The sequence below is a fragment of the Tatumella morbirosei genome (assembly GCF_000757425.2).
GTDB classification, from domain to species: Bacteria; Pseudomonadota; Gammaproteobacteria; order Enterobacterales; family Enterobacteriaceae; genus Tatumella; species Tatumella morbirosei.
The window spans coordinates 353,285-375,792 of record NZ_JPKR02000003.1 but is presented as its reverse complement, the minus strand read 5'-3'; the positions used below and the strand labels follow the sequence as shown (position 1 = coordinate 375,792).

The window sequence follows — 22,508 nt, the reverse complement described above, 5'->3', positions numbered from 1 at the left end:
GGTAAGGAGAGTTCATGAGCGCAATGATACTTTTTATGATCCCGCTGACAATATTTGTACTGTTTGTGGCACCGATCTGGCTGTGGCTGCACTACAGCAACAAAAACAGTAACGGCAGCCAATTGTCGCCCCAGGAAATGCAGCGCCTGCAGCAGCTAACAGTGGATGCACGGCGGATGCAGGAGCGAATCCGGTCCCTGGAAGCGATACTGGATGCAGAAAATTCACAGTGGAGACAACAGCAATGAACCAGCAGCCTGTAACTTCCCGCCGGTTATGGCGTGATCCGCAGAACGGTAAACTAATGGGCGTGTGCGCAGGGATGGCAGAATATCTTAATGTACCCGTCAATCTGATTCGTATAATGGTGGTGATTTCGCTGTTTATCGGACTGTTTTTTATTACGGTAGTGGTTTATTTCGCTCTTGGTTTTTTCTCGACAAAAAACCACTTACTGCAGAAAACGCAGAGGATAGCCCGACTGCTACTGAACTGCTGAATCAGCTGGAACAGCAGATGCAGCAGGGCGAACAGCGGGTCAGAGAAATTGAACGCTATGTCACCTCAGAAACTTTTTCGGTACGTAGCCGGTTCAGGCAGTTATAGGTAGCCATAGGTAATTTCCGTCGGAGGTGAGTTATGAAATATCAGCAGTCGCAGGGCAGATGGCAACGCCTGATGCCAGCATTACTTTCGGTGGTCAAATTTATCATTCTTACAGTGATCAGCCGGACACCGGCGGGGATTAGCGCCAGAGTACTGAACCGGGTTGCCCGGAAACCATTACGTATCGCGCTGGCACTGGTGCTTGAACCGGCGTTGTCTGCAATAATGAAGAAATTGTCGTCGCGTCTGTTCAGGGAGAAACATGAAGAAGCTGCAAAATGAGATAGTTTCGCTGGTGAACCGTGGGGCGGATAAACATCTGCGGCTGGCGGTGACCGGACTCAGCCGCAGTGGCAAAACAGCATTTATCACCTCACTGGTGAACCAGTTACTTAATATCCATAATGGCGCCCGGTTGCCGTTGTTTTCAGTCGTCAGAGAAGAGCGGTTGCTGGGGGTTAAACGTATTCCGCAACGGGATATGGGAATTGCACGGTTCAATTATGACAGCGGACTGGCGCAGCTTTATCAGCAACCTCCGGAATGGCCGACGCCGACCCGCGGCATCAGCGAAATGCGTCTGGCACTGCGGTATCGCTCACAGGACTCATTGCTGCGTTACTTCAAAGACACTTCGACTCTCTATCTTGAAATTATTGATTATCCGGGCGAATGGCTGCTGGATTTACCGATGCTTGGCCAGGATTACCTGAACTGGTCGCAACAAATGATTGGTCTGTTGCAAGGTGAACGGGGAGAACGTGCCGCCCACTGGCGCAAACTGGCCGCAGGACTGGAGCCGGGAACTGTTGCTGATGAGCAGCAACTGGCCGACATCTCCGCCGCATGGACCGCTTATCTGCATGACTGCAAGGAGAGCGGTATGCATTTTATTCAGCCGGGCCGTTGTGTGATGCCTGGTGATATGGCCGGAGCCCCTGCATTACAATTTTTTCCGTGGCCATTCGTTGATGAAGCCTCCCTTGCCGGACTTAACAAAACGGATAAACACTCTGCCTTTGGCATGTTACAGGCCCGTTATGACTATTACTGCCAGCATGTCATCAGACGATTCTATAAAGACTACTTTGTGAAATTCGACCGGCAAATTGTGCTCGTCGATTGTCTGCAACCACTGAACAGTGGGCCGCAATCATTTAATGATATGCGACTGGCATTAACTCAACTGATGCAAAGTTTCCATTACGGACAGCGAACACTGTTACGACGACTGTTTTCGCCGGTGATTGATAAGTTATTATTTGCGGCCAGTAAAGCGGATCATATCACTCATGATCAGCATGTAAATCTGGTGTCTCTGCTTCAGCAAATGGTTCAGGATGCCTGGCAGAATGCCGCCTTCGAAGGAATCAAAATAGACTGTCTGGGGCTGTCGGCCATTAAGGCAACAGAATCAGGTAATATCAACCATCAGCAACAAGTATTACCTGCGTTACGGGGTCACCGGTTAGCGGACGGTCAGCCTCTGACCTTTTATCCCGGAGAGGTTCCCTCCAGATTGCCTGCTCCTGGATTCTGGCAAACCCAGGGATTTCGTTTTGAAGCGTTTCGTCCGGCAGAGATGGACATCGATGCGCCGTTGCCGCATATCCGTATGGACAGTGCGCTGGAATTTTTACTGGGAGATAAATTACGATGAGCGAACCGGCACCTATCAAACCGCGCGTTGATTTTAATGACTCCACCGGGAAGAGATCCGAAGAGCTGCGGCCAGCTCAACATTTTGATAATGACGACGCTTCCTTCACTCTATTGGCTCCACTCACTGATGTTCCCCCGGAAGGGGTAGCAGACGAAGAACCTGTGGTGGCAGCCTTACGCCCACGCCGGACGCTGTGGCAAAAAATACTCATGGCGGCGGTAGTGATATTTCTGTTCAGTGTCGCTGGTCAGACTGTCAACTGGCTGATCAGTGCCTGGCAAACCCGCCAGTGGGCTGAGCTGGGCGCCGCTACGGCACTCGGTCTGGTCATCGTGGCTGGACTCGGGAGCCTGGCGGTTGAATGGCGACGGTTATTTGTATTGCGTCACAGGGCTCAGGAGCGTGATGAGGCTCAGGAATTACTCAGCAGTCATGGGAACGGAAAAGCCAGAGCTTTTTGTGAAAATTTGGCAGCACGGGCGGGAATTGATGCCTCTCATCCGGCATATCGCCGCTGGCAGGCTGAGTTACAGGACTCCCATAATGATCGGGAAGTGATGGTGTTATATGCGGCCAGAGTGCAGCCTGTGGCCGATAAACAGGCCAGGGCCAAAATCAGCCGTTATGCTGCCGAATCGACATTAATGATTGCCGTCAGTCCACTGGCAATGGTGGATATGGCGTTCATAGCCTGGCGTAATATCAGGATGATTAATCAGATTGCCCGTATCTATGGAATTGAGCTGGGTTATTTCAGCCGCTTACGGCTGTTCCGTGGGGTGCTGTTTAATATTGCTTTTGCGGGAGCCAGTGAGTTAGTGCGTGAAGTGGGGCTGGACTGGATGTCTCAGGACATTATGGCCAGGTTATCGGCCCGGGCTGCTCAGGGGATCGGTGCAGGGCTGCTCACCGCCCGGCTGGGTATTAAAGCGATGGAACTCTGTCGTCCGTTACCCTGGTTGAATGACGATAAACCCCGGCTGGCGGATTTTCGTAGTGAGCTACTGATACAGTTGCGTGAATCGATGAGAAAGAAAACCACCACAGCTTCAAAAGCGGATAAACCTGTCGATCATTAACTGAGATATCACGTCAATTAAATGATACAACTCCGGTCGGGTCTGGCCGGAGGAACTGCATTGCTGTCAACTTTTCATGACAGGGTATCTTCTGCTGTGCTGGCTACCGGGTTATTATGACAAAATAATGTCATTGCCGGGAAAAGACTGATGCGCCTCGAAATAGTATGTAAAGACAGGTTAGGGCTGGTACGTGAACTGCTCGATCTGCTGGTCACCAGAAAAATTGATTTGTACGGCATTGAGATCCTTGCGCTGGAACGACTGTATCTGCGTTTTAGCCCGATTCCCTTCGATGAGTTTAGTTCTCTGATGGCAGAAATACGCCGCACACCCGGGGTTACGGATGTCAGGACAGTCACTGATATGCCTTCAGAACGAGAAAACCGTGTACTTAATTCATTGCTGGTGGCAATGCCGGAACCGGTACTTTCAGTCGATCTAAAAGGGCGGATTGAACTGGCGAACCCTGCTGCGTTAAGTCTGTTTGGCCAGGATGAGAAAAAAATCCGCCACCATAATATCAGCCAGCTGATTGAGGATTTTCGTTTCCCTCAGGTAAGTGAAGGTGACGTTGTCACGTCTCTGGCGCAGTGTGTGGTGATCCATGGGCGTGATTTCCTGATGGAATTGATACCTATCTATTTGCCGGATAACCAGGAACAACAGGTTTCGCCGGTAGGTGCCATGATCATGCTGAAATCCACTGCCCGGATGGGACATCAGTTGCAAAATCTCAATAGCTCTGACGATTCTGGCTTTGCGCATATTGTCGCCGTCAGTCCGGGGATGCGACAGCTGGTGAATCAGGCAAAAAAACTGGCGATGCATGATGCCCCGCTGCTCATTATTGGTGAAACCGGTACCGGCAAAGACGTACTTGCCAGGGCCTGCCATATGCGGAGTAAGCGTAGTGCTAAGCCCTTCCTGGCACTGAATTGTGCGTCACTGCCTGATGATGTGGCCGAAAGTGAATTGTTTGGTCATGCTGCCGGAGCGTACCCTAATGCATTAGAAAATAAGAAAGGATTTTTTGAGCAGGCCAGCGGCGGGTCGGTACTGCTGGATGAAATTGGAGAAATGTCTCCCAGAATGCAAACCAAATTGCTGCGGTTCCTCAATGACGGCACATTCCGTCGGGTCGGTGAAGAACACGAGGTTCATGTTGACGTACGGGTGATTTGTGCCACTCAGAAAAATTTACAGGAGTTGGTCACTCGCGGGGAGTTTCGTGAAGATTTGTTTTACCGTCTTAACGTGCTGACGCTGAATCTGCCTGCCTTACGGGAACATCCTCAGGATATTCTGCCGTTGACAGAAATGTTCGTTGCCCGTTTCTCCGATGAACAGGGTATTCGTTGTCCGGCAATTTCACCACAGCTGCCGGCCTTTTTAGGGCGATACAGTTGGCCGGGAAATGTCAGACAGTTAAAAAATATTCTGTACCGTGCTATGACCCAACTGGAAGGTGAAGAGCTGCAACCTAAAGATATCGTGCTACCCGAACAGTACATTGCTGACCTGACCCGGGATGATAATCTTGAAGGCTCACTGGATGATATTACCAGCCGCTATGAACGTGCGGTATTGACCCGTTTATATGACCACTATCCGAGCACCCGGAAACTGGCGAAACGCCTTGGGGTATCTCATACCGCGATTGCAAATAAGCTGCGGGAGTATGGGCTGAATAATAAGAAGGGGGCAACGGCAGAAGAAGAATCATCCTGACCGACTCCGTTACAGGTCCGGGAAATTCACCCGGACCTTAACCCGGTTACTTCAGTACTGCCAGCGCAGCATCGTAGTCAGGTTCGTGAGCAATTTCTGAAACCAGTTCAGCATGCAGTACGGTATTGTTTTCATCCAGAACCAGCACAGCACGCGCAGTCAGTGCTTTCAGCGGGCCTTGTTCAATTTCGACGCCATAATCCTGTTTGAAATTGCTGCCGCGCAGTGTCGACAGGGTAATCACATTGTCGAGACCATCGGCACCACAAAAACGGCTCTGCGCAAATGGCAGGTCAGCGGAGATACATAACACCACCGTATCGGCCAGCTGTGAGGCCAGTTGGTTAAATTTACGTACTGATGTTGCACAGGTACTGGTATCAATACTTGGAAAAATATTCAGGACCTTTCGTTTTCCGGCATAATCGCCAAGAGAAACTTCACTCAGATCTTTTGCCAGTAAGGTGAAGTCAGGGGCAGTTTCCCCGGTAGCCGGAAACTGGCCGGCGACTGCAACAGCCTGGCCTTTAAAGTTAACTGTCTGAGACATTTGCTGTTCCTTTTAATCATAAGTAATTTACTGTTACGCTGTTGGTTCAGATAACAGTGCAAGTGACCGGTTAATTTATCCCATATTTTGCTCTGTTTTACGAGTCAGGCTCACAGAAAACCGGACAAAACACCGTTCCTGTTCACCTCAGCTATCGTAAAACCACAGGCACAGAGATGCACAGGAAATTTCCAATTCCCGGCCGATACCCGCTGTATGGAACGCGGCGGTAGGGTAAGGAGCATGAGCAGACATTATCGTCAACGCAGACGGAACAGGGAGAGTATGATGGTTTATCCGATAAGTTCGATTCTACTGGCACTGGCGGTGATTATGTCAGCCCCGGTAAAGGCGGTCGATATTTCTGAGGGCTCGAGGCCGCCCGACCGTCAGGTGGTGGTCCGGCAGGTGACCTCTTTGCCTTCGACATTTGATCCGTTGAAACAAACTCAACCTGAAGATGCTCCGTGGTTGCAGGATTTGTTCGAGGGACTAACCCGGGTGGACCCTCAGGGAAATATCCTTCCCGGGGTTGCTGTCAGTTGGGGCAGTAACGATAACCGGAACTGGATATTCACGCTTAGAAAAAATGCCCGCTGGTCAGACGGAACCCCTGTCACCGCAGATGATTTTGTTCACGGCTGGCAACGGCTGGCCGAGACAGACACCGCATCCCTGTATAAAACTTATCTGCAGCAAAGCGGGGTGAAAAACGCACAACAAGTGATTCGTGGTGAGTTGCCACCTCAGGCATTGGGGATCACCGCCATAGATAGTACTCATCTGAAAATCACCCTGGCACGGCCGCTGGCCTATTTTCCTGTAATGACCACACATCCGGCATTTTATCCACAAAAACACCGTAACCAGAGTGGCCATTGGTGGGACAACGGACAAACTCAACTATTTAATGGTGCCTGGATGTTGTCCGGCCACAGCCAGCCACACTCCATCGACCTCACTCCTAACCCTTATTATTACAACGCAGCAGGGACAGTGCTCACTAAAGTGACCTATATTGAAATAAAGAATGATCCGGAATTATTCCGGCGTTACGCTCTGGGAAATGTTCACATTTCTGCTCCACTGAAACTACACCAACCAGTGAACGAACCCTTCAAAAATCAGATCGTGAGTTCCCCACGTCTCGCCAACTGGCTGTTGGTGTTTGACCAGGTAAATGGCCCAACGACTGATGTGCGGGTGAGAAAAGCGTTATCCTGGAGTATTGACAGGAAAGCGATTGTTGCCAGTATTTTGCAAAACAGGGCGATAGTTGCCTGGCAAATGACGCCTGCGTCGACTGGAAATTTTACACCGCAATTATTATCTGCTGAACAGCATACGGTACAGGAAAGAATAACTCAGGCCAAATCGCTACTGTTGTCGGCGGGTTATGGGCCATCCCGGCCGCTAAGCCTGACTTTCAGCTACCGTGATGCCGGCGATGAGCCGCAGGTTGTCCGTGCCATTGCTGCCATGTGGCAAAAACAGCTTCATGCACAAATCATTCTGAAACCACTCTCGCCAGGTCAGCCACCTGAGCCGGTCGCTAATGTAACAGGCGCGACAGTTCTGGCTGAGTTTAATCATCCTGCAGCATTTCTTAATCCACTGACCACCGGACACCCACAAAATATCAGTAAATTCAGTAATAAACAGTACGACTCTCTGATCCACAGAGCGGAACAGGAGTCTTCTGATCAACTCAGAAACCAGGACTATAATCAGGCAGAACATCTCATTGCCGAACAGGTGCCAGTGGCACCGGTATATCAGTATGCCACGCAGCGGCTGGTTGCTCCTGAACTTCAGGGGTATCAGGAGAAAAATCCACAAGGGCTTTACTACAGCCGTGAGTTGTGGATGGGGCTGCCGGCTGAGTAAAGTGTGGTGGCATTTTAAAATATCATGTTGATTTAAATGATTATTACCTTAATTATGTACTAACCGCTGAAATGCGCCTTTACGTTTTAACCACCTTAATTGTTAAGCAATCCACTACAATACAGTTTTATGAAATTGGTCAGAATGACGTAAGGGGAAATTGTGAGCATTATTGACGGTAAAGAACTGCATATCCCGGATGCGATTATTTCCTGTCAGTTGGATGGGCAGGGAGGTATGTTGCCGATCAGTGACAATGAGATGGTGAATTGCGAACGTCCGTGTTGGCTGCACTTAAATTATGCTCAGCAGGGAAGTGCGGAATGGCTGCAGGCTACCCCATTGATCCCGGATTCTGTCCGCGATGCTCTGGCGGGAGAGAGTATGCGCCCAAGGGTCAGTAAGCTGGCCGACGGTTTTATGATCACTCTGCGCAGTATTAATTTTAATCATGATTCAAGACCAGATGAACTGGTAGCGGTCAGAATCTTTATCAATGACCGGCTGATTGTCTCCACCAGGCAGCGTAAGGTGGCGGCAGTCGAAGATGTCTGGTCGAATCTTAAAAACAATGTAGGGCCGGATAATGCCGGTGACTGGTTGGTTGAGTTTTGCGACTCTCTGACTGATCATATCAGTGAATTTATTGAAGATTTACACGATAAAATTATCGATATGGAAGATGGGCTGTTGACAGGAAAGACCCCACAGCGCGGTCAGATGGCGCTCTTGCGTAAGCAACTTATTGTTATGCGACGGTATATGGCGCCACAACGGGATGTGCTGGCGCGAATTGCCAGTGAAAAATTCCAGTGGATGGATGATGCTCAGCGCCGGCTGATGCAGGATATCTCTGAAAGGTTGGGAAGGGGGCTGGAAGATTTGGATGCCAGTGTTGCCCGCACCGCAGTGCTTAATGATGAAATTGACTCACAACGTGCCGAAGCAATGAACCGTCGGACCTATATTATGTCGTTACTGGCAATGGTCTTTTTACCCGCCACATTTCTGACCGGATTGTTTGGGGTAAACCTGGGAGGCATTCCCGGGGGACAGTGGCATTACGGATTTTCGGTATTCTGTGGGGTTCTGGTGCTTATCGCTGTGGGTATCACCTGGTGGCTGAAAGATCGTAAATGGCTGTAACGAATGATGTGGAAATATCCGGAAAAAATATGATCTTAATCAACTCATCACCGTGCCAGATAGCAGATACTTCTTTCCGCAGGTGAATGCAACGTCAAGCGATGGGCGTTGTGCTCCACATTGTCTTACTTTTGAATTACTGCATAGCACATTTAATTCTTATGACCCCGGCGTTTCTGACGCCGTTTTTTTTTGCTGAATATACCGGCCACCTTTCTGCGTTCGGCCCTGACGGTCGCTTACCCTCCTTTTCTGCTCAAATGCTTTCTGTCACTGCCTCTGATAAGGAGATTTCCCCGTTGAGGAAAAATCCGTATAATCCGCTGCTATGCAGGCATCTAACCAGGAAATATACTGCCGGTCTCTCCGGCGATGTGAACAGAAGCTATGATTCAGACAGATACCAGAAAAGAAACGCTCGAATTCAATAAACTTCAGAAACGTCTTCGTCGCAATGTAGGTAACGCGATTACGGATTATCAGATGATAGAAGACAATGATGTAGTGATGGCCTGCATGAGCGGCGGCAAAGATTCATTTGCAATGTTAGATATTCTGCTGAGCCTGCAGAAGGTTGCCCCGATCAAATTCGAGGTGATTGCCGTCAACCTCGATCAGAAACAACCGGGCTTTCCTGAACACATTTTACCGGACTACTTTGAACGACTCGATATTCCGTATTATATCGTCGATAAAGATACCTACTCGGTGGTTAAAGAGAAAATCCCTGAAGGTAAAACGACCTGCGGACTGTGTTCAAGACTGCGTCGCGGCACCTTGTACTCGTTTGCTGAAAAAATTGGCGCAACCAAAATTGCGCTGGGTCACCATATGGATGATATTGTCGAGACACTGTTTCTGAACATGTTCCACGGTGCACGGATGAAAGCCATGCCACCAAAATTACGTTCAGACGACGGCCGCAATGTAGTTATCCGGCCATTAACTTATTGCCGTGAAAAAGACCTGATTAGTTTTGCTGAGCATAAAGATTTCCCGATTATTCCGTGTAATCTTTGTGGGTCTCAGGAAAACCTGCAACGTCAGTCGATTAAATCGATGCTGACTGAGTGGGATAAAAAAGAACCTGGCCGGGTGGAAAGCGTGTTTAAGTCGCTGCAAAATGTCAGTCCAAGCCAGTTAGCAGACCGTGAACTGTTCGACTTTGAAAATCTGCCGCTAGACAGGCAGGGCGAGCGTGAAGCTTACGCATTTACTGAAGCGACAGTTTCTTCTACCAATATTGATGAGTCGCTGTATATCAATGTGACTAATCTTTGACCTCTTTTTAACCGCTTTTGACGTTTTTCTGCGGTGCAAATTGCCGCAGAGAAATATTTTATCGTTGCAATTAACACTGGTTTATTGCGATTTTTATCGCTGATAAAAGAGTGCAAATATTATCCTGGATAATTCTGCTGGCAATTTTCGCCGGAATAAATCGTAAATTCATGTAACAGCTGTCGACGGAATACAGTGTGCTGACATATTCTGTGTTGCGAACTGTCCAAATCCCCGGAGCCCGATCGATGAAAATAGCCACGATGTTGCTGGTCACTGCCACTGTGTTTCTTTCTGCCTGCAGTAGTAATAACGATAATAATGAGCCGCCACAGCAGGCAACAGCAGCGCATATTCAGCCCGTGGTGATGTCTTCTTTAGCGGAAACTAATTGTGCCGGTGCCGGCGGTATCCTGGCATATTCCCGTCAACTTGATGGCAGTCGAATTGGTATGTGTCAGTTGGCAAACGGAAAACGTTGCAGCGAAAACGCATTGATCAGTGGTAACTGCGCCCGTTAAACGAGCACAGTACCCGGCATTTAGCAGGCGGTACGGGTGTTAAATGTCGGCCGACACCTGATTATTACAGCTTTGCCCTTGTGCTAATTGCTGAAGATTGTTCAGAGTGACCTGAGCGATGGCGCTCAGGGCTTCAGTGGTCAGAAAAGCCTGATGGCCTGTAAATAACACGTTATGACAGGATGAAAGTCTGCGGAATATATCGTCCTGAATAACATCGTTGGATTTGTCCTCAAAAAACAGGTCCCGTTCGTTTTCATAAACGTCCATCCCCAGTGCACCGATTTTTTGTTGTTTCAGCGCGTCAATAGCGGCCTGAGAATCAATCAGACCACCGCGACTTGTGTTAATTATCATCACACCGTCTTTCATGCGAGAAAAGGCCGCAGCATCCAGCAGATGATGATTGGCAGAATTTAACGGGCAATGCAGGGAAATAATATCTGACTGCTCTAAGAGAGTCGGAATATCGGTATATTCCACCTGTAAATCCAGTGCCTGCTGTGACGGGTATGGATCACTGGCCAGCAATCTCATGCCAAAACCCTTCAGGATTCTCAGCGTTGCCAACCCTATTTTGCCGGTCCCGATAATTCCAGCCGTCTTCCCATGCATCGTAAATCCGGTCAAACCCTCCAGAGAAAAATTGGCATCACGCGTTCTCTGATATGCGCGATGTATCCGCCGGTTCAGCGTCATCATTAGACCAACAGCATGTTCCGCAACGGCTTCAGGGGAATATGCAGGGACCCTGACCACACGGATCCCTGCAGCGGCGGCAGCCTGTAAATCAACATTATCAAAGCCGGCACAGCGTAAGGCGATGTAACGGACACCCAGCGACGCCAGTTCATGAACAACTTCCGCTGTACACTCATCATTAACAAAAATGCAAATAGCTTCGAAACCTGCGGCATTTTTCGCGGTATGCCTGTCGAGTCTGAAATCATAGAAGGTCAATGAGCAATCAAATTGCTGATTAACGAGTTCCAGAGAATGCTGATCATAATTCTTAGTGCTGTAGACTGCGATTTTCATTGCTTAACTCCGGGTTAACTTTGCAGGGAATGGCCCGTGATAATATCGTTTCGTTACATTATTAACTAAAATAGAAGTTTCTTACCAGTGATGTCGACAGGGATAATCTGTGCAGTTATTTCATGGATGCCGAAGATAATCTGACAGTCAGAATAGATAAGAGTACAGCATGCATTATTTATGACAGGGAAATGGCGCGGTTCCTGATCATAGTGTTAAGTCTGCTGATTATCCTAACGACAGCTATCATTTCAGTAAGTCATTTGCTGTCGCGGCTGGTCAGACCCCGTCTTTTTACTGAGGGGAACAGTAAACCGCTTGTTTCCATAGAACGGCATTGGGGACTTCTGACACGTGATTGTTTAATGGTTTTCCCTCTGATCATTTCAGCAAATTATTCAGCGTGGTGTTGGCGATGAGGCTTGCGCCTCCTGGATCGGAAAATCCTGATGGGCGGCAGTTAGTACGTTATGGCAGAACGACAGTGATGGCTGTCTGAATGTTTGCCGGCGAATCCCGGACAGGGCTCTGCCATTTTGCTAACCTATAGATTGATGGTGTTCACCCGAAAGGAGGAATAAATAACATTTATGCTTAGTGGGCGAAGCAGATTTATAAGATAAGTAAAGTTTCGTGCTGAGTCCGGAAAAATTCTAAGGGTTTTAACAAAAGGATAAAATATCTCTAATGTAACAGGCCACAAGCCTTAGAAACACTACAGGAGCTTTTTCAGTTATTTTCTGCCCGATGGTTTGTTTTTGTTCTTTACCTACAACACTTTCCTTTTTCCGGGTGGTGTTATAAATTCATCAGCACGATAAACTGAACATTTTTAAGAATTTTACAAATAACTTCCCGGTATAATTAAAGGCTAAACCATTATCTGCAATGCGTTTTTTTACGAAAACCAGAAGGGTAAAAACAGCATAAAATATCCATTTTTAAAGATTGGTAGAATATACTTTCGCAAATCAATGGATATTCATCAGTGATTTGCAACAACCCCCCAGAATAAAGATAAAATATAACTTATGTTACACTTTTACATCTTTTTGTTTTTTTTGGTAATTCATATAAACATAAGATGCGTGAAACTAAAAAAAGCGGGGGTTCACATATACGATAACGGGTGTCAGATATTTCGTGACATCACAATGGAGTAATATAAATGGCTGATTCATTAAATGACGCGACCAGTATTGAACTGAAAATTTCCGCAGCATCAGGTTCACTCATGCCTTCTATTTATGCCAATGGGCGAAATCAGCTGGCTATTGAGGTCAGTGCCAATGCTTATAAAACAGTTAATGGTGAGGATATCACCATGGAGATATCAGAGCGCGAATGGCAAAATGCCTTATCGCTTTGCTATGCTGAAAGTGATAAAAAACTGAAAGTTAATGGTACCAGTGACTGGTGTTACACCTTGTATGAAAATGAATTCTCCAGGGAGATCGTCAACAACTCTGCAAACAGGACATCGTCAAACAATAAGCCTGACATTAGCTCTGATACTGATAAGTTACAATCAGTAACGCTATTAATGTTTTATCTTTATACAACAGATGTCAACGTTAAGCGTATTGCTGTGAGATGTGATACTGATAATGGACAACACTATACCACCGCAGATAACGCCCTGGGGGTGGAAAAATCGAGTGTCAGGGTTAATGCTGTTTCCGGATTAAACTATAACTCATCCCAATATCTGAAGGTTTATCCAGAAGCATGGGTCACAAACGGCATCGATTATCATTTTTATAACCAAATATGGGGACAGAGCTCCTATAGCCACTACACCTGCACTGTCCAGCACAAAAGAATCAAAATAATATTAAGCAATGGTTATGAAATTAAATATAAAAAAATTGTGAGCTCGGGTATCCCATCCAGTTACCCGGTTAAAAAATGGTATGTAAACAATGAAGCCCCATACGCATTAGTGCTGGCACACAGTTCACCTATCGACAGTCAGGGAAATGGTTGTTATTTAAATAGCTGGTATATAGAGCCTGAAGATGGTCATAGAATTGGCCACCCGCCAGAGTTGAATCCTAATTTCACGGGTATGGCTATGTATCAAGCCGGCTGGCCTTCCTTGTACTTTAGCGGTTCGGAAAGTGGACGCTATGATGCGGCCACCTGGGCATACTGGCCCAATTTTACCAAAAATAATACTTCAGATAAAACGCCAAATCATGCGGCATCTGCATATGAAAATGAAGTTACGGTTTATGCTTACCAACTTCATATCCCTAACAGCTCTTCAATATATTGGGGGCTTTATTGCAAACCCTCCGGTTCACAATTAAAAAACACCGCTACCGTTTCCATAACGGACAATTATGGAAACTCTGGCCAGTTTATTGTTAGCTTTAACTCCGACGTTGACGCCAGTATAACTCTTTCCTGATGACTACATGAATATAAGAGCCCGCTAACCATCAGGGTGGAGACAATATCCTTGATGGTTAGTTTTTCCCTTCTTCTCGGATTAGATGAGATCACCAATAATAATTAGATATTATTTTTATTAACATATTCCGCTCCTTGGATCTTCGATATTAGCAAGCTGTTTAAAAAGGTGGTGGTTTGATTTTCTTTTGAAAAGTTCAACGCTTTGTTTTACGCATTACAAATATGGCCATCAGAAAGCTGAATAACTTATTTTATCGCTGAAGTGAACGTTCATGAAGTATTCTATAGGATATTTAATATGACTGTAACTAATTCTGATTTTTATTCACAAGCATCAAACTTTATTAGCTCTGTCGGAGGTGGTGTGGATCCCCGGACAGGATTGTTTAACGTTACTTTTCCGTTGATCAATCTGCATTCCGGTTCACTGGCCGGACCGATATTGTCTCTGTCACTCTTGTATAGCCCACTCTCAGATGTTAACCACGGATTTGGTTCAGGCTTTAGCCTCAATTTGTCTTCCTGCGATACCAATACCGGAAAACTACAACTCTCCTCAGGCGAAGAATATCGTGTGAATATTAAAACCCTGGCAGTCAAACAGAAAAAGCTTAAAAACTTTATTTTAAATAAAACGGACGACACCCATTTCCAGATTATTCACAAGTCCGGGCTGAAGGAAGTTCTGTCCCTGCGTAAGGATGTGTACGTTCCCTCGCAAATCATCGCACCCGACGGTCGCACGCTGACGTTTACATGGGATTCAGGTTACACACCTGTACGCCTGTCCCGGGTAACGGATGGTGAGGGCTCAGTTCTGCTCTCGGTCTCTTACCCGGATGGGTCGGTAGCCAGCACAAAATTTACCTTACTGCCAGACGATATCGAAGCAGGCTACAACATGATCTTCAGATTTAAGGATGAACATCTGATCAGTGTGACCAGCCAGTCGGTTGATCCGGCTTTAGTATGGACGTTTGACTACGATGACGTGGGCCCCCGGAGCAGTTACCGGGCCCTTACTGGTCTGACTTTCCCTACTGGTAAGAAGGAAAAAGTATCTTATTACTCAGATTCCGGGATGGCCTTTCCGGAAAGTGCAGGACTACCAGATTTACCTTGTGTTCACCGGCATACCGTTACTCCCGGCAAAGGACAACCTCAGACGGTCACATTATGGAGCTGGACACAGTATAATTACCTTGGCAAAGACGCCGGCCTGAACCAGTGGCAACCTGATACCGATCAGATGCTAAATATTCTGCTTATTGGCTATATTTATGGCTCCACGGCTAAGGTAATGGATACTGATGGCAGCACTGTGCTCAATACGGTAACCCGTCGCTATAATAGCTACCATCTGCTGGTGTCTGAAACCACACTCCGGCACGATAAAACGTTTTCAACGACGGTGGAGTACCATGCCAGGCCGGGTGTGAATTTTGAGGTGCAACCTGAACAATATGCTCTGCCTGCAGTACAAACTGAGTCCTGGAGTGATGACAGCGGTGCGGCACCCCGTACACGGGTCACGCTCACACAGTTTGATGAATCGGGTAACCCGTTGCACCAAGAGACGCCTGAAGGTACCGTTATGGAGTATGTATATTATCCGGCGGAGGGTGAGGGTGATGCCTGTCCGGCAGACCCTGATGGGTTTGTCCGCTGGCTAAAGAGTAAAACAGTCACGCCACCTCAGATTAAAGGGGATGAACCAGTCTCAGTCACGGTAACAACCTGGAAAAAGTTGAGCACGGCCAATGGCGATGGTTACAATCTGGTGTCGGATAAGGAGGTACAGAAAACAGGTGGCACCCAGTCAGTAGTGGTACGGGACTATTATAGTGACAGCGGTGATATGCTGACCTACGCACGAGAGAAATCTCAGACCACAACCCTGGTCCCCGATATAATCCGGGCCGATTCTTTTACCAGCAGGCGGGACTTTACCTACCAGACTACCGGACAGGGTCTTATTCAGACTGAAACGTTTACCGGTCATGATAATGTAACACTGACCCGGTCAACTCTCAGCCATAAACACACAGGTCTGGTTCTGTCTGAGACTGATGCTCAAAACGTTACATTAACGAATACTTACGACAACATCGGCCGCCCGCTGACCCGTACAATCGCACGGGGAACACCTTATGAAAATGTCTGCTGCTGGACCTATGCCCTGGAAAAGGGCGGTCCCGTTACTGTGACAACCGATCAGAATGGCAATCAGCTGAAAATCTACCTGGATGGGCTGGGGCGAGAGATTAGCCGTGAGATTCTTGACAAAGATGACACGCAGCAGTGGTTTGAGATGGCGTCACGAACTTACACCCCGCTGGGAGAAGTCGGGAGCAGTATCAGCCATGACTGGCTCCCTGGCTCCTCAGAACAATTCAGTGTCGACGCGACAGCCTCTTATGATGGATGGGGGAGGGTCAGCCAGCGGGCCTTTTCCGATGGTACCCGGGATCTTCAGCAAACCGATCTGGTCGCACTTCGTAATAGCACTTATTCTCAGGGTCGTGCAGGTAATGATTATCTGAGTTCAGGGAAAACCACCACAACATATGATGTGCAAAGTTTGGTGCCGTTGATTGAGGAGCGCACCGATACAAGCGGGCAGCCTGTTGGTGTACGCTACTATGCGTGGGATGGCCTCGGTAGGCTTCGACTGGAAACGGATGAACGAAATAATGAAACGGAGCGAACTTACGACGAATATGGTCGGGTACTGACCTTAACCCTGCCGGATGGGAGCAGGGTCACCCGGTGCTACGCCCCTCACCTGACCAATGACAGTGTGGCCAGCATCAGTGTAACCGGACCGGATGCGTACGGGCAGACACGTACCTGGCTATTGGGTACGCGGACCTTTGACAGTCTGGGGCGCGTGACAGAGCTTAACTGTGGAGGGCGCACCACAACGTATACTTATGAGGGGGCCTCCCCGGCTCCTTCTCTGGTGACGCTGCCCTCAAGTAATATACTGGAGTATAAGTATATTCCTGAACTGGGAAATGTGGTAAGCAGCCTGAAAGTGAACGGCATCATGCAGGCCTTCAGCTATGATGCGGTAACCGGCGACTTGTTGACAGCGAAGGAGGGCAGTACGGAAGACCACCAATCGTGGAACCCATCTGGCAGCCTGGCAAACGAAACATTCAGCCGGGATGGAGAAAAGCGCCAGGCGGGATATACGTATACCCTGGCTGGTGAACTGACCGGGTGCAACGATATCTGCGCGGCGCAGACAACCAGTGGCCGCGATATATATGGACGGGTGATTACTCTGACGGACGACGCCCTGATCGTTGGCCTGGAATACGATGAACTGAGTCGCTTGTCGGTACAGACGGTAACGGACAGCGCCACTCAGGTCTCAATGACAACCGGACTGCACTATGATGATTTTGACCGTGAGGTCAGCCGCACTATCACTGACAACAGTGGCGTCACGCTAACGCTAAAACAAACCTGGTTGCCAAATAACCTAATTTCATCACGCACTACTCAACGAGACGGCAGTACAATTAAACAAGAACGGTTTAATTATGATGTCCGTAACCGCCTGATTGAGTATGCAGTAACCGGTGATGCTCTGCCGGAAGATGGATACGGTCACAGGATGACCGCACAAACCTATCAGTATGATGCACTGAATAAACTGACCGTGATCATCACCACACTGGAAGACGGCAGTATTGATACTGCTACGTATCTCTATGAAAACGTTAACGACCCGACGCAACTGACTTCAGTAATTCACACCCATACGGATTACCCGCAGACTATCACGCTGAAATATGATACCGATGGTCGCATGACACAGGATGAAGCCGGGCGTTTGCTGGATTATGATGTCATTGGCAGGCTGATCAGTGTCAGTGGGGACAATATCAGCGGTGGCCGCTACGGTTATGATGCTCTTAACCGTCTGGTCAGCCAGAACGTTACTGACGGGGATACCCGGCAATTGTACTACCAGTCTAATGAGCTGGTGAACGAGGTCCTTGTAGAGAAAAATAAGGCAACACGGCTGATTAAAAATGGCCATACCTGCCTGGGGGTGAGCGACGGCAGCCGATTAACACTGACCGGAGGTGACCAAAATAACAGTCTGTTGTGGTCACGTAACGGCGATGGGCAGGAAGCGCAACAACACAACTGGTCGCCTTACGGCAGCGGTGATGCTACGGAGCTGCTGCCAGGCTATAACGGTGAGCGCACCGACCCGGTAAGCGGCACTTATCATCTGGGTAACGGGTACCGGGCCTACAATCCGGTGTTGATGCGCTTTAACTGCCCGGACAGCCTGAGTCCTTTCGGGGCCGGGGGGATAAATCCGTATGCATATTGTTCAGGCGACCCGGTGAACTATACCGACCCAACGGGACACATCAGTTGGCAGGGGATTTTGGGGATCATCACTGGTGCGCTGGGGCTGGCATTCTCAGTGTTCACGGCGGGTGCCTCGATAGCGGCTGCAGGCGGGGTGATGGCGGCAATGGGAGCGGCTTCGGCGACCTCTCTTGTTGTCGGCGGTTTAAGTGTGGTGGCAGACGTTACTGGGATAGCCAGTGGTGCGGTGGAGGAGAGTAATCCACAGGCATCATCTATTCTGGGATGGGTAGCGATGGCTACAGGGTTGGCAGGGCTTGGAGCAGGTGTCAGACAGGGTGTCAGTTCAGCTGCTGGCCGAGCCAGATCTGCATCAGGTGATATGCAATCCTGGACTACTACTGAACTAGACCAGTCCATCAGTCGTTCAGGAAATACCATATATCGTATGGGTTACACCGATAACTGGCGTGGGCTGAAGGAGGAAGGGCTTCTCCTACATGGGGGCAAAACGCCTTGCTTTTCCATCGGAGGAAAAGTCAGAGAAAATATAGACGAAATGGAACGATTCTTTTTTGGGCTAAGTTATTCCGTAGAACCTCAGATTATTCATCCTTCGGAGCTGAATGGAATACTTAAGCAGAATTATGGTATAGACCTCAGCATAGGTAAAACTCCACTGCACTTAAACAGTTGTTATGCCAAGAGGGGGGCTGCTCAGTTACTGGCAGATGACATTGGTCGCCCTGTGATAGCATACTCAAAACATGGGACAACCAACAAAGGTATAGGTATTGAAGGTATAGAAAAACCCAGTTTTTTGGTGAAAGCTCTTTACCGGAAGCATGACATCAGATTGCTGTTAACAGGCAGGTGGAAACATAATCCTTCGCCGAGAATTTATTATCCACAGGACTCGGCACTGGCATCACGAACCGGAGAACGTTGGAAACTCACTTCCTGGTGAAATCTACAGTAAATTCTATCACTTATTGCAATGGCGTCTGTTGTTAGCACAGCAGACGCCACAGTTTAAAAACCAGAGGTGGCAGTATATTCTGCCACATACATGGCGTTGGTATTGGTAGAGACACACTGTTCTCTTAATCAGGGAGGGGGCTAAGCCTCACTGTACGAGATGCCGTAACGCGATATTTCGCATCGCGGACTGCCAGAGCCGATGTCTAATAGAGGTGATTTTAAAGGTTAATTTTCCGATAATCTTCATTTTACAGGTATTCAGTGGCAGTTTCAGCTAAATTTCTACATAACCTATAATAGTGGACAACTGTTGATTTAACGGACATCGGACCTGCAATCCTCAGAAACGAAAACGATAGATTAACTATCAGCCAAAAGACAGATCAGGAGAAAGGATGCAATATCTATGACAGGAAAAAAGCCAAAGTTCCTGATCATTTTGTTAAGCCTGCTGGTTGTTATAATAACAGCAATACTTTCAGTAAATCAGTGGGTCTCACAGTTAGCAGGATTCTGGTTACCGGAAGGAACCCGGTTGCAACTTAAAGGGCAGTTCCATTTCTCAGACCGATCTCTGGTATTACCGGATCTCACTCTGGCAAGCGCAAATTGTGACCTCGCCTCTGTTACCGCATTATCTCTGGGCTATCAACAGCAAATGTGGAGGTTAACAGCCGGAGACATTAGCATAGATTCTGCATGTCTGGCCCGGTTACCGTCAACATCGTCGGCTTCGACAACCCCGGCGAAAACCATTGCTGACTGGCAGAATCTATTACCGGATGCCCGTGTTTATGTAAAAAACCTCCGGGTGCTGCCCTGGTCAAACTATTCAGGTGAAATTACCCTGATGAACAGGCACGGACGCCAGTCGCTGAACTTTACCGGCAAAACAGTACAACTTGAGGCTGAGCTTGATAAGCAACAGTTGCAGATTAAAAAATTACAATTGACTCAGATGGAATTACCCGGGACGGCGATAATTGAAGGAAATATCAGCCTTTCACCGCTGATAACCGCGTGGCCTGAAACCGGGACAATCAACGGACAATTCGTTCTGGCTCAAACACCCTTAAATCTTACACTCCGCTGGCAGCAGCAACGAGGTAAAATCTTACTGACCACACCTCAGCAACCACGGTATCTATTGTCACTCCCCTGGACTGTCACACCACAAATCATAGAAATTAGTCAGGGAGAGTGGTTTTGGCCGTTTGGCCAACAGCCTTTGCAGGGGGGTATTTCTCTCAAAGCAAGCAACTGGATGGCCGGGCCGGATCAAACAAAATTCAGCGGACGTCTTAATATATTAACTGCAGGTCGCGGAGGTAAAGGGAACGCAGTACTTAACCTTGGTCCGGGAAAGCTCAGCCTGCAACAAAGCGATTTACCATTGCGCCTTACCGGGAATGCAAACAGCGCAGATTTACAGTTTTTTGCCAGCCTGCCCGCACGTTTAACCGGTCCCTTGTTGATGCCTGAAGTACATTTCCTGAGCGGGGCATTACTGCGGGCTCGTGGAAGAATCCTCGATACATTACAGGTCGATGAAGTACGCTGGCCACTGGTGGGGGTCCGGATGGCTCCACAAGGTGTTAGCGGGCCACTCCAGGCAATACTTAAACTGCATGAACCTGTCTATGGGCATTACCGTTTGCAATTATCCGGTAAGGCTGAACAGTTCTGGCCGGATAACGGACGCTGGGCATGGCGTTACTGGGGGAATGGATACCTGAGGCCACTCCAGGCACAATGGGATATCCGTGGACAAGGGGAGTGGGAAAACAAGCTCATTACCGTGAAGACCCTGTCTACCGGGCTGGACCGGATTAAATATGCGGATATTACTTCAGAATCGCCCCGGCTGGTACTTAGCCAGCCTCTCCAATGGTCACGGGACGTTGTGGCGCCGTCATTTGACGGAAAGTTTTTGCTTACCACCGGAAACTCACGCTTTAGCTATGGTGGCTCACTGGCGGCAGGACAGTTACCTGTGACTATACATGGCCTGAGTCCGGATAATTTTCAGTACCAGGCACAACTCACTGCCGGGGATGCCGGTCCTTTGATTTCGCGGGGCCGCTGGGATGGTCAACGATTACGTGGTCAAATCTGGTGGCCGTCTCAGCCATTGCAGGTATTCCAGTCACTGGCTAAGCCAACCCTGAAAATGAAACTGACCGGCGGGACGCTCCGTGGCCAGGCCGCATTCTCTGTTTCAGGAGATCAGGGTTTTCAGGCAGGCGGTCACTGGGTGATAAGTCAGGGAAGTTTGTGGACCCCTGACAACCAGATTAGTGGTGTCGATTTCTCGCTACCATTTCGTTATCACCGGCAGCGCTGGCAGTTTGGTTATCATCAGCCGGTTCATCTGACTATTGGCAGTGTGACTAATCAGATAACCATCAGCCACATTACTGCCAGTTTGCAAGGTCATTACCCCTGGAGCGAGTCACAACCCCTGACACTAAGCGATGTCAGCATGTCGTTGCTGGACGGGAAGATGAGTCTGAGTGACCTGCGGTTGCCTCAACACCAGCCGGCGGTACTAAAAGCAGAAAATATTAGCCTCAGCCCATTGATTACTGCATTACATCCAAAACAAATAGCCATGTCCGGGCGTGTTGACGGGGAATTACCCCTGCTGATTGATGATCCGAAGTATGTGATTCGTCAGGGCTGGATAAAAAATAACGGGCCACTGACGTTACGGGTAGATAAAGATCTGATCGATTCGATCACTAGTAACAATATGGCTGCCGGGGTCGCGGTAGACTGGTTACGATATATGGAAATCAGTCGTTCAGAGGCCACACTGCAGCTTACCAGCCAGGGTGAACTGACTATGAAGTCGAGTGTGCAGGGCACTAGCCGCTTCAGTAATAAAGACCAGCGGGTGAATCTGAATTACACTCATCAGGAAAATGTATTCATGCTGTGGCGCAGCCTGAGTTTTGCTGACAATCTGCAATCGCAATTGTCACAACACCTTAAATTACCTGCACAAAAGGAACTGAATCAGTGAAAACCGTAAACCTGATGGTCTGCCTGGGGCCGGCTTTCATCCTGAGTGGATGTATTCCCCGCATTGAAGTGGCCGCGCCTAAAGAACCGATCACTATTGATATGAACGTAAAAATAGAACATCAAATCACGGTAAAAGCAGATAAGGACGTGCAGACGTTGCTGGATGATGATAAGGCTAAGACAAATCAACAGCAGGGCGGACAGCAGGCAACAACTGGTACCAGCGTGAGCGAATAACGTCC

At 48.3% G+C, this 22,508-nt stretch carries 15 protein-coding genes and 1 pseudogene; 14 read left to right on the top strand and 2 right to left on the bottom strand.

Going from position 1 to position 22,508, the window contains the following annotated elements:
• The first annotated feature begins 14 nt into the window (after positions 1-14).
• The 6 genes and pseudogenes from pspB to tyrR all read left to right on the top strand — a co-directional run bounded on the left by pspB (position 15) and on the right by tyrR (position 5,079).
• Positions 15-248: an envelope stress response membrane protein PspB gene (gene pspB, locus HA49_RS04595; RefSeq protein ID WP_038020751.1), complete on the top strand. Its 234-nt coding sequence runs from the start codon at positions 15-17 to the stop codon at positions 246-248.
• Positions 245-606, top strand: a pseudogene (gene pspC / locus HA49_RS04590) (envelope stress response membrane protein PspC). The gene pspB and the pseudogene pspC overlap by 4 nt, the downstream one beginning before the upstream one ends.
• A gap of 33 nt (positions 607-639) precedes the next feature.
• On the top strand, positions 640-888 hold the full coding sequence (locus tag HA49_RS04585) for a phage shock protein PspD (RefSeq protein ID WP_038020748.1): 249 nt from the start codon (positions 640-642) through the stop codon (positions 886-888).
• A complete protein-coding gene (locus HA49_RS04580; RefSeq protein ID WP_038020746.1) occupies positions 869-2,266 on the top strand; it encodes a YcjX family GTP-binding protein in 1,398 nt (465 codons plus the stop codon). Before HA49_RS04585 ends, HA49_RS04580 begins: the two co-directional genes overlap by 20 nt.
• Positions 2,263-3,348, top strand: coding sequence for a YcjF family protein (locus tag HA49_RS04575; protein WP_038020745.1), 1,086 nt, complete (start codon positions 2,263-2,265; stop codon positions 3,346-3,348). The genes HA49_RS04580 and HA49_RS04575 overlap by 4 nt, the downstream gene beginning before the upstream one ends.
• Before the next feature lie 150 nt (positions 3,349-3,498).
• Positions 3,499-5,079: a transcriptional regulator TyrR gene (gene tyrR, locus HA49_RS04570; RefSeq protein WP_038020743.1), complete on the top strand. Its 1,581-nt coding sequence runs from the start codon at positions 3,499-3,501 to the stop codon at positions 5,077-5,079.
• 46 nt (positions 5,080-5,125) lie between these two features.
• Here tyrR and tpx read toward each other — a convergent pair whose 3' ends face one another.
• Positions 5,126-5,629, bottom strand: coding sequence for a thiol peroxidase (gene tpx / locus HA49_RS04565; protein WP_038020742.1), 504 nt, complete (start codon positions 5,627-5,629; stop codon positions 5,126-5,128).
• Between the two features lie 243 nt (positions 5,630-5,872).
• On the opposite strand from tpx, the gene HA49_RS04560 reads away from it, so the two are divergent.
• From HA49_RS04560 to HA49_RS04545, 4 genes are all read left to right on the top strand, one after another.
• Positions 5,873-7,516 (top strand): peptide ABC transporter substrate-binding protein, encoded by a 1,644-nt coding sequence (locus HA49_RS04560; RefSeq protein WP_169748763.1) that lies wholly within the window; start codon positions 5,873-5,875, stop codon positions 7,514-7,516.
• Between the two features lie 162 nt (positions 7,517-7,678).
• Positions 7,679-8,662, top strand: a complete 984-nt coding sequence (gene zntB, locus HA49_RS04555; protein WP_038020740.1) for a zinc transporter ZntB — start codon at positions 7,679-7,681, stop codon at positions 8,660-8,662.
• Positions 8,663-9,049: 387 nt separating this feature from the next.
• Positions 9,050-9,943 (top strand): tRNA 2-thiocytidine(32) synthetase TtcA, encoded by an 894-nt coding sequence (ttcA, locus tag HA49_RS04550; RefSeq protein WP_038020739.1) that lies wholly within the window; start codon positions 9,050-9,052, stop codon positions 9,941-9,943.
• 248 nt (positions 9,944-10,191) lie between these two features.
• The gene (locus HA49_RS04545; protein ID WP_038020738.1) at positions 10,192-10,464 is read left to right on the top strand and encodes a putative hemolysin; all 273 of its coding nucleotides are present in this window, start codon (positions 10,192-10,194) and stop codon (positions 10,462-10,464) included.
• Between the two features lie 39 nt (positions 10,465-10,503).
• Here the strand turns inward: HA49_RS04545 and HA49_RS04540 are convergent, their stop codons facing one another.
• On the bottom strand, positions 10,504-11,502 hold the full coding sequence (locus HA49_RS04540; RefSeq protein WP_038020737.1) for a 2-hydroxyacid dehydrogenase: 999 nt from the start codon (positions 11,500-11,502) through the stop codon (positions 10,504-10,506).
• Positions 11,503-12,670: 1,168 nt separating this feature from the next.
• Between HA49_RS04540 and HA49_RS04535 the strand changes: the two genes are divergently transcribed.
• The 4 genes from HA49_RS04535 to HA49_RS21125 all read left to right on the top strand — a co-directional run bounded on the left by HA49_RS04535 (position 12,671) and on the right by HA49_RS21125 (position 22,503).
• Positions 12,671-13,915: a hypothetical protein gene (locus HA49_RS04535; RefSeq protein ID WP_038020735.1), complete on the top strand. Its 1,245-nt coding sequence runs from the start codon at positions 12,671-12,673 to the stop codon at positions 13,913-13,915.
• A 303-nt stretch (positions 13,916-14,218) separates the two neighbouring features.
• Entirely contained in the window at positions 14,219-19,225 is a 5,007-nt protein-coding gene (locus tag HA49_RS04530; RefSeq protein ID WP_052752434.1) for an RHS repeat-associated core domain-containing protein, read from the top strand.
• A 420-nt stretch (positions 19,226-19,645) separates the two neighbouring features.
• A complete protein-coding gene (locus tag HA49_RS04525; protein WP_038020733.1) occupies positions 19,646-22,264 on the top strand; it encodes a YdbH family protein in 2,619 nt (872 codons plus the stop codon).
• 14 nt (positions 22,265-22,278) lie between these two features.
• Positions 22,279-22,503: a YnbE family lipoprotein gene (locus HA49_RS21125; RefSeq protein ID WP_156994599.1), complete on the top strand. Its 225-nt coding sequence runs from the start codon at positions 22,279-22,281 to the stop codon at positions 22,501-22,503.
• The last annotated feature ends 5 nt before the right edge of the window (positions 22,504-22,508 follow it).

Bases quoted from the DNA above. Each gene is read 5' to 3' on its own strand.
- pspB (WP_038020751.1), top strand. From the start codon at position 15: ATGAGCGCAATGATACTTTTTATGATCCCGCTGACAATATTTGTACTG.
- HA49_RS04585 (WP_038020748.1), top strand. From the start codon at position 640: ATGAAATATCAGCAGTCGCAGGGCAGATGGCAACGCCTGATGCCAGCA.
- HA49_RS04580 (WP_038020746.1), top strand. From the start codon at position 869: ATGAAGAAGCTGCAAAATGAGATAGTTTCGCTGGTGAACCGTGGGGCG.
- HA49_RS04575 (WP_038020745.1), top strand. From the start codon at position 2,263: ATGAGCGAACCGGCACCTATCAAACCGCGCGTTGATTTTAATGACTCC.
- tyrR (WP_038020743.1), top strand. From the start codon at position 3,499: ATGCGCCTCGAAATAGTATGTAAAGACAGGTTAGGGCTGGTACGTGAA.
- tpx (WP_038020742.1), bottom strand. From the start codon at position 5,629: ATGTCTCAGACAGTTAACTTTAAAGGCCAGGCTGTTGCAGTCGCCGGC.
- HA49_RS04560 (WP_169748763.1), top strand. From the start codon at position 5,873: ATGAGCAGACATTATCGTCAACGCAGACGGAACAGGGAGAGTATGATG.
- ttcA (WP_038020739.1), top strand. From the start codon at position 9,050: ATGATTCAGACAGATACCAGAAAAGAAACGCTCGAATTCAATAAACTT.
- HA49_RS04545 (WP_038020738.1), top strand. From the start codon at position 10,192: ATGAAAATAGCCACGATGTTGCTGGTCACTGCCACTGTGTTTCTTTCT.
- HA49_RS04540 (WP_038020737.1), bottom strand. From the start codon at position 11,502: ATGAAAATCGCAGTCTACAGCACTAAGAATTATGATCAGCATTCTCTG.
- HA49_RS04535 (WP_038020735.1), top strand. From the start codon at position 12,671: ATGGCTGATTCATTAAATGACGCGACCAGTATTGAACTGAAAATTTCC.
- HA49_RS04530 (WP_052752434.1), top strand. From the start codon at position 14,219: ATGACTGTAACTAATTCTGATTTTTATTCACAAGCATCAAACTTTATT.
- HA49_RS04525 (WP_038020733.1), top strand. From the start codon at position 19,646: ATGACAGGAAAAAAGCCAAAGTTCCTGATCATTTTGTTAAGCCTGCTG.
- HA49_RS21125 (WP_156994599.1), top strand. From the start codon at position 22,279: ATGGTCTGCCTGGGGCCGGCTTTCATCCTGAGTGGATGTATTCCCCGC.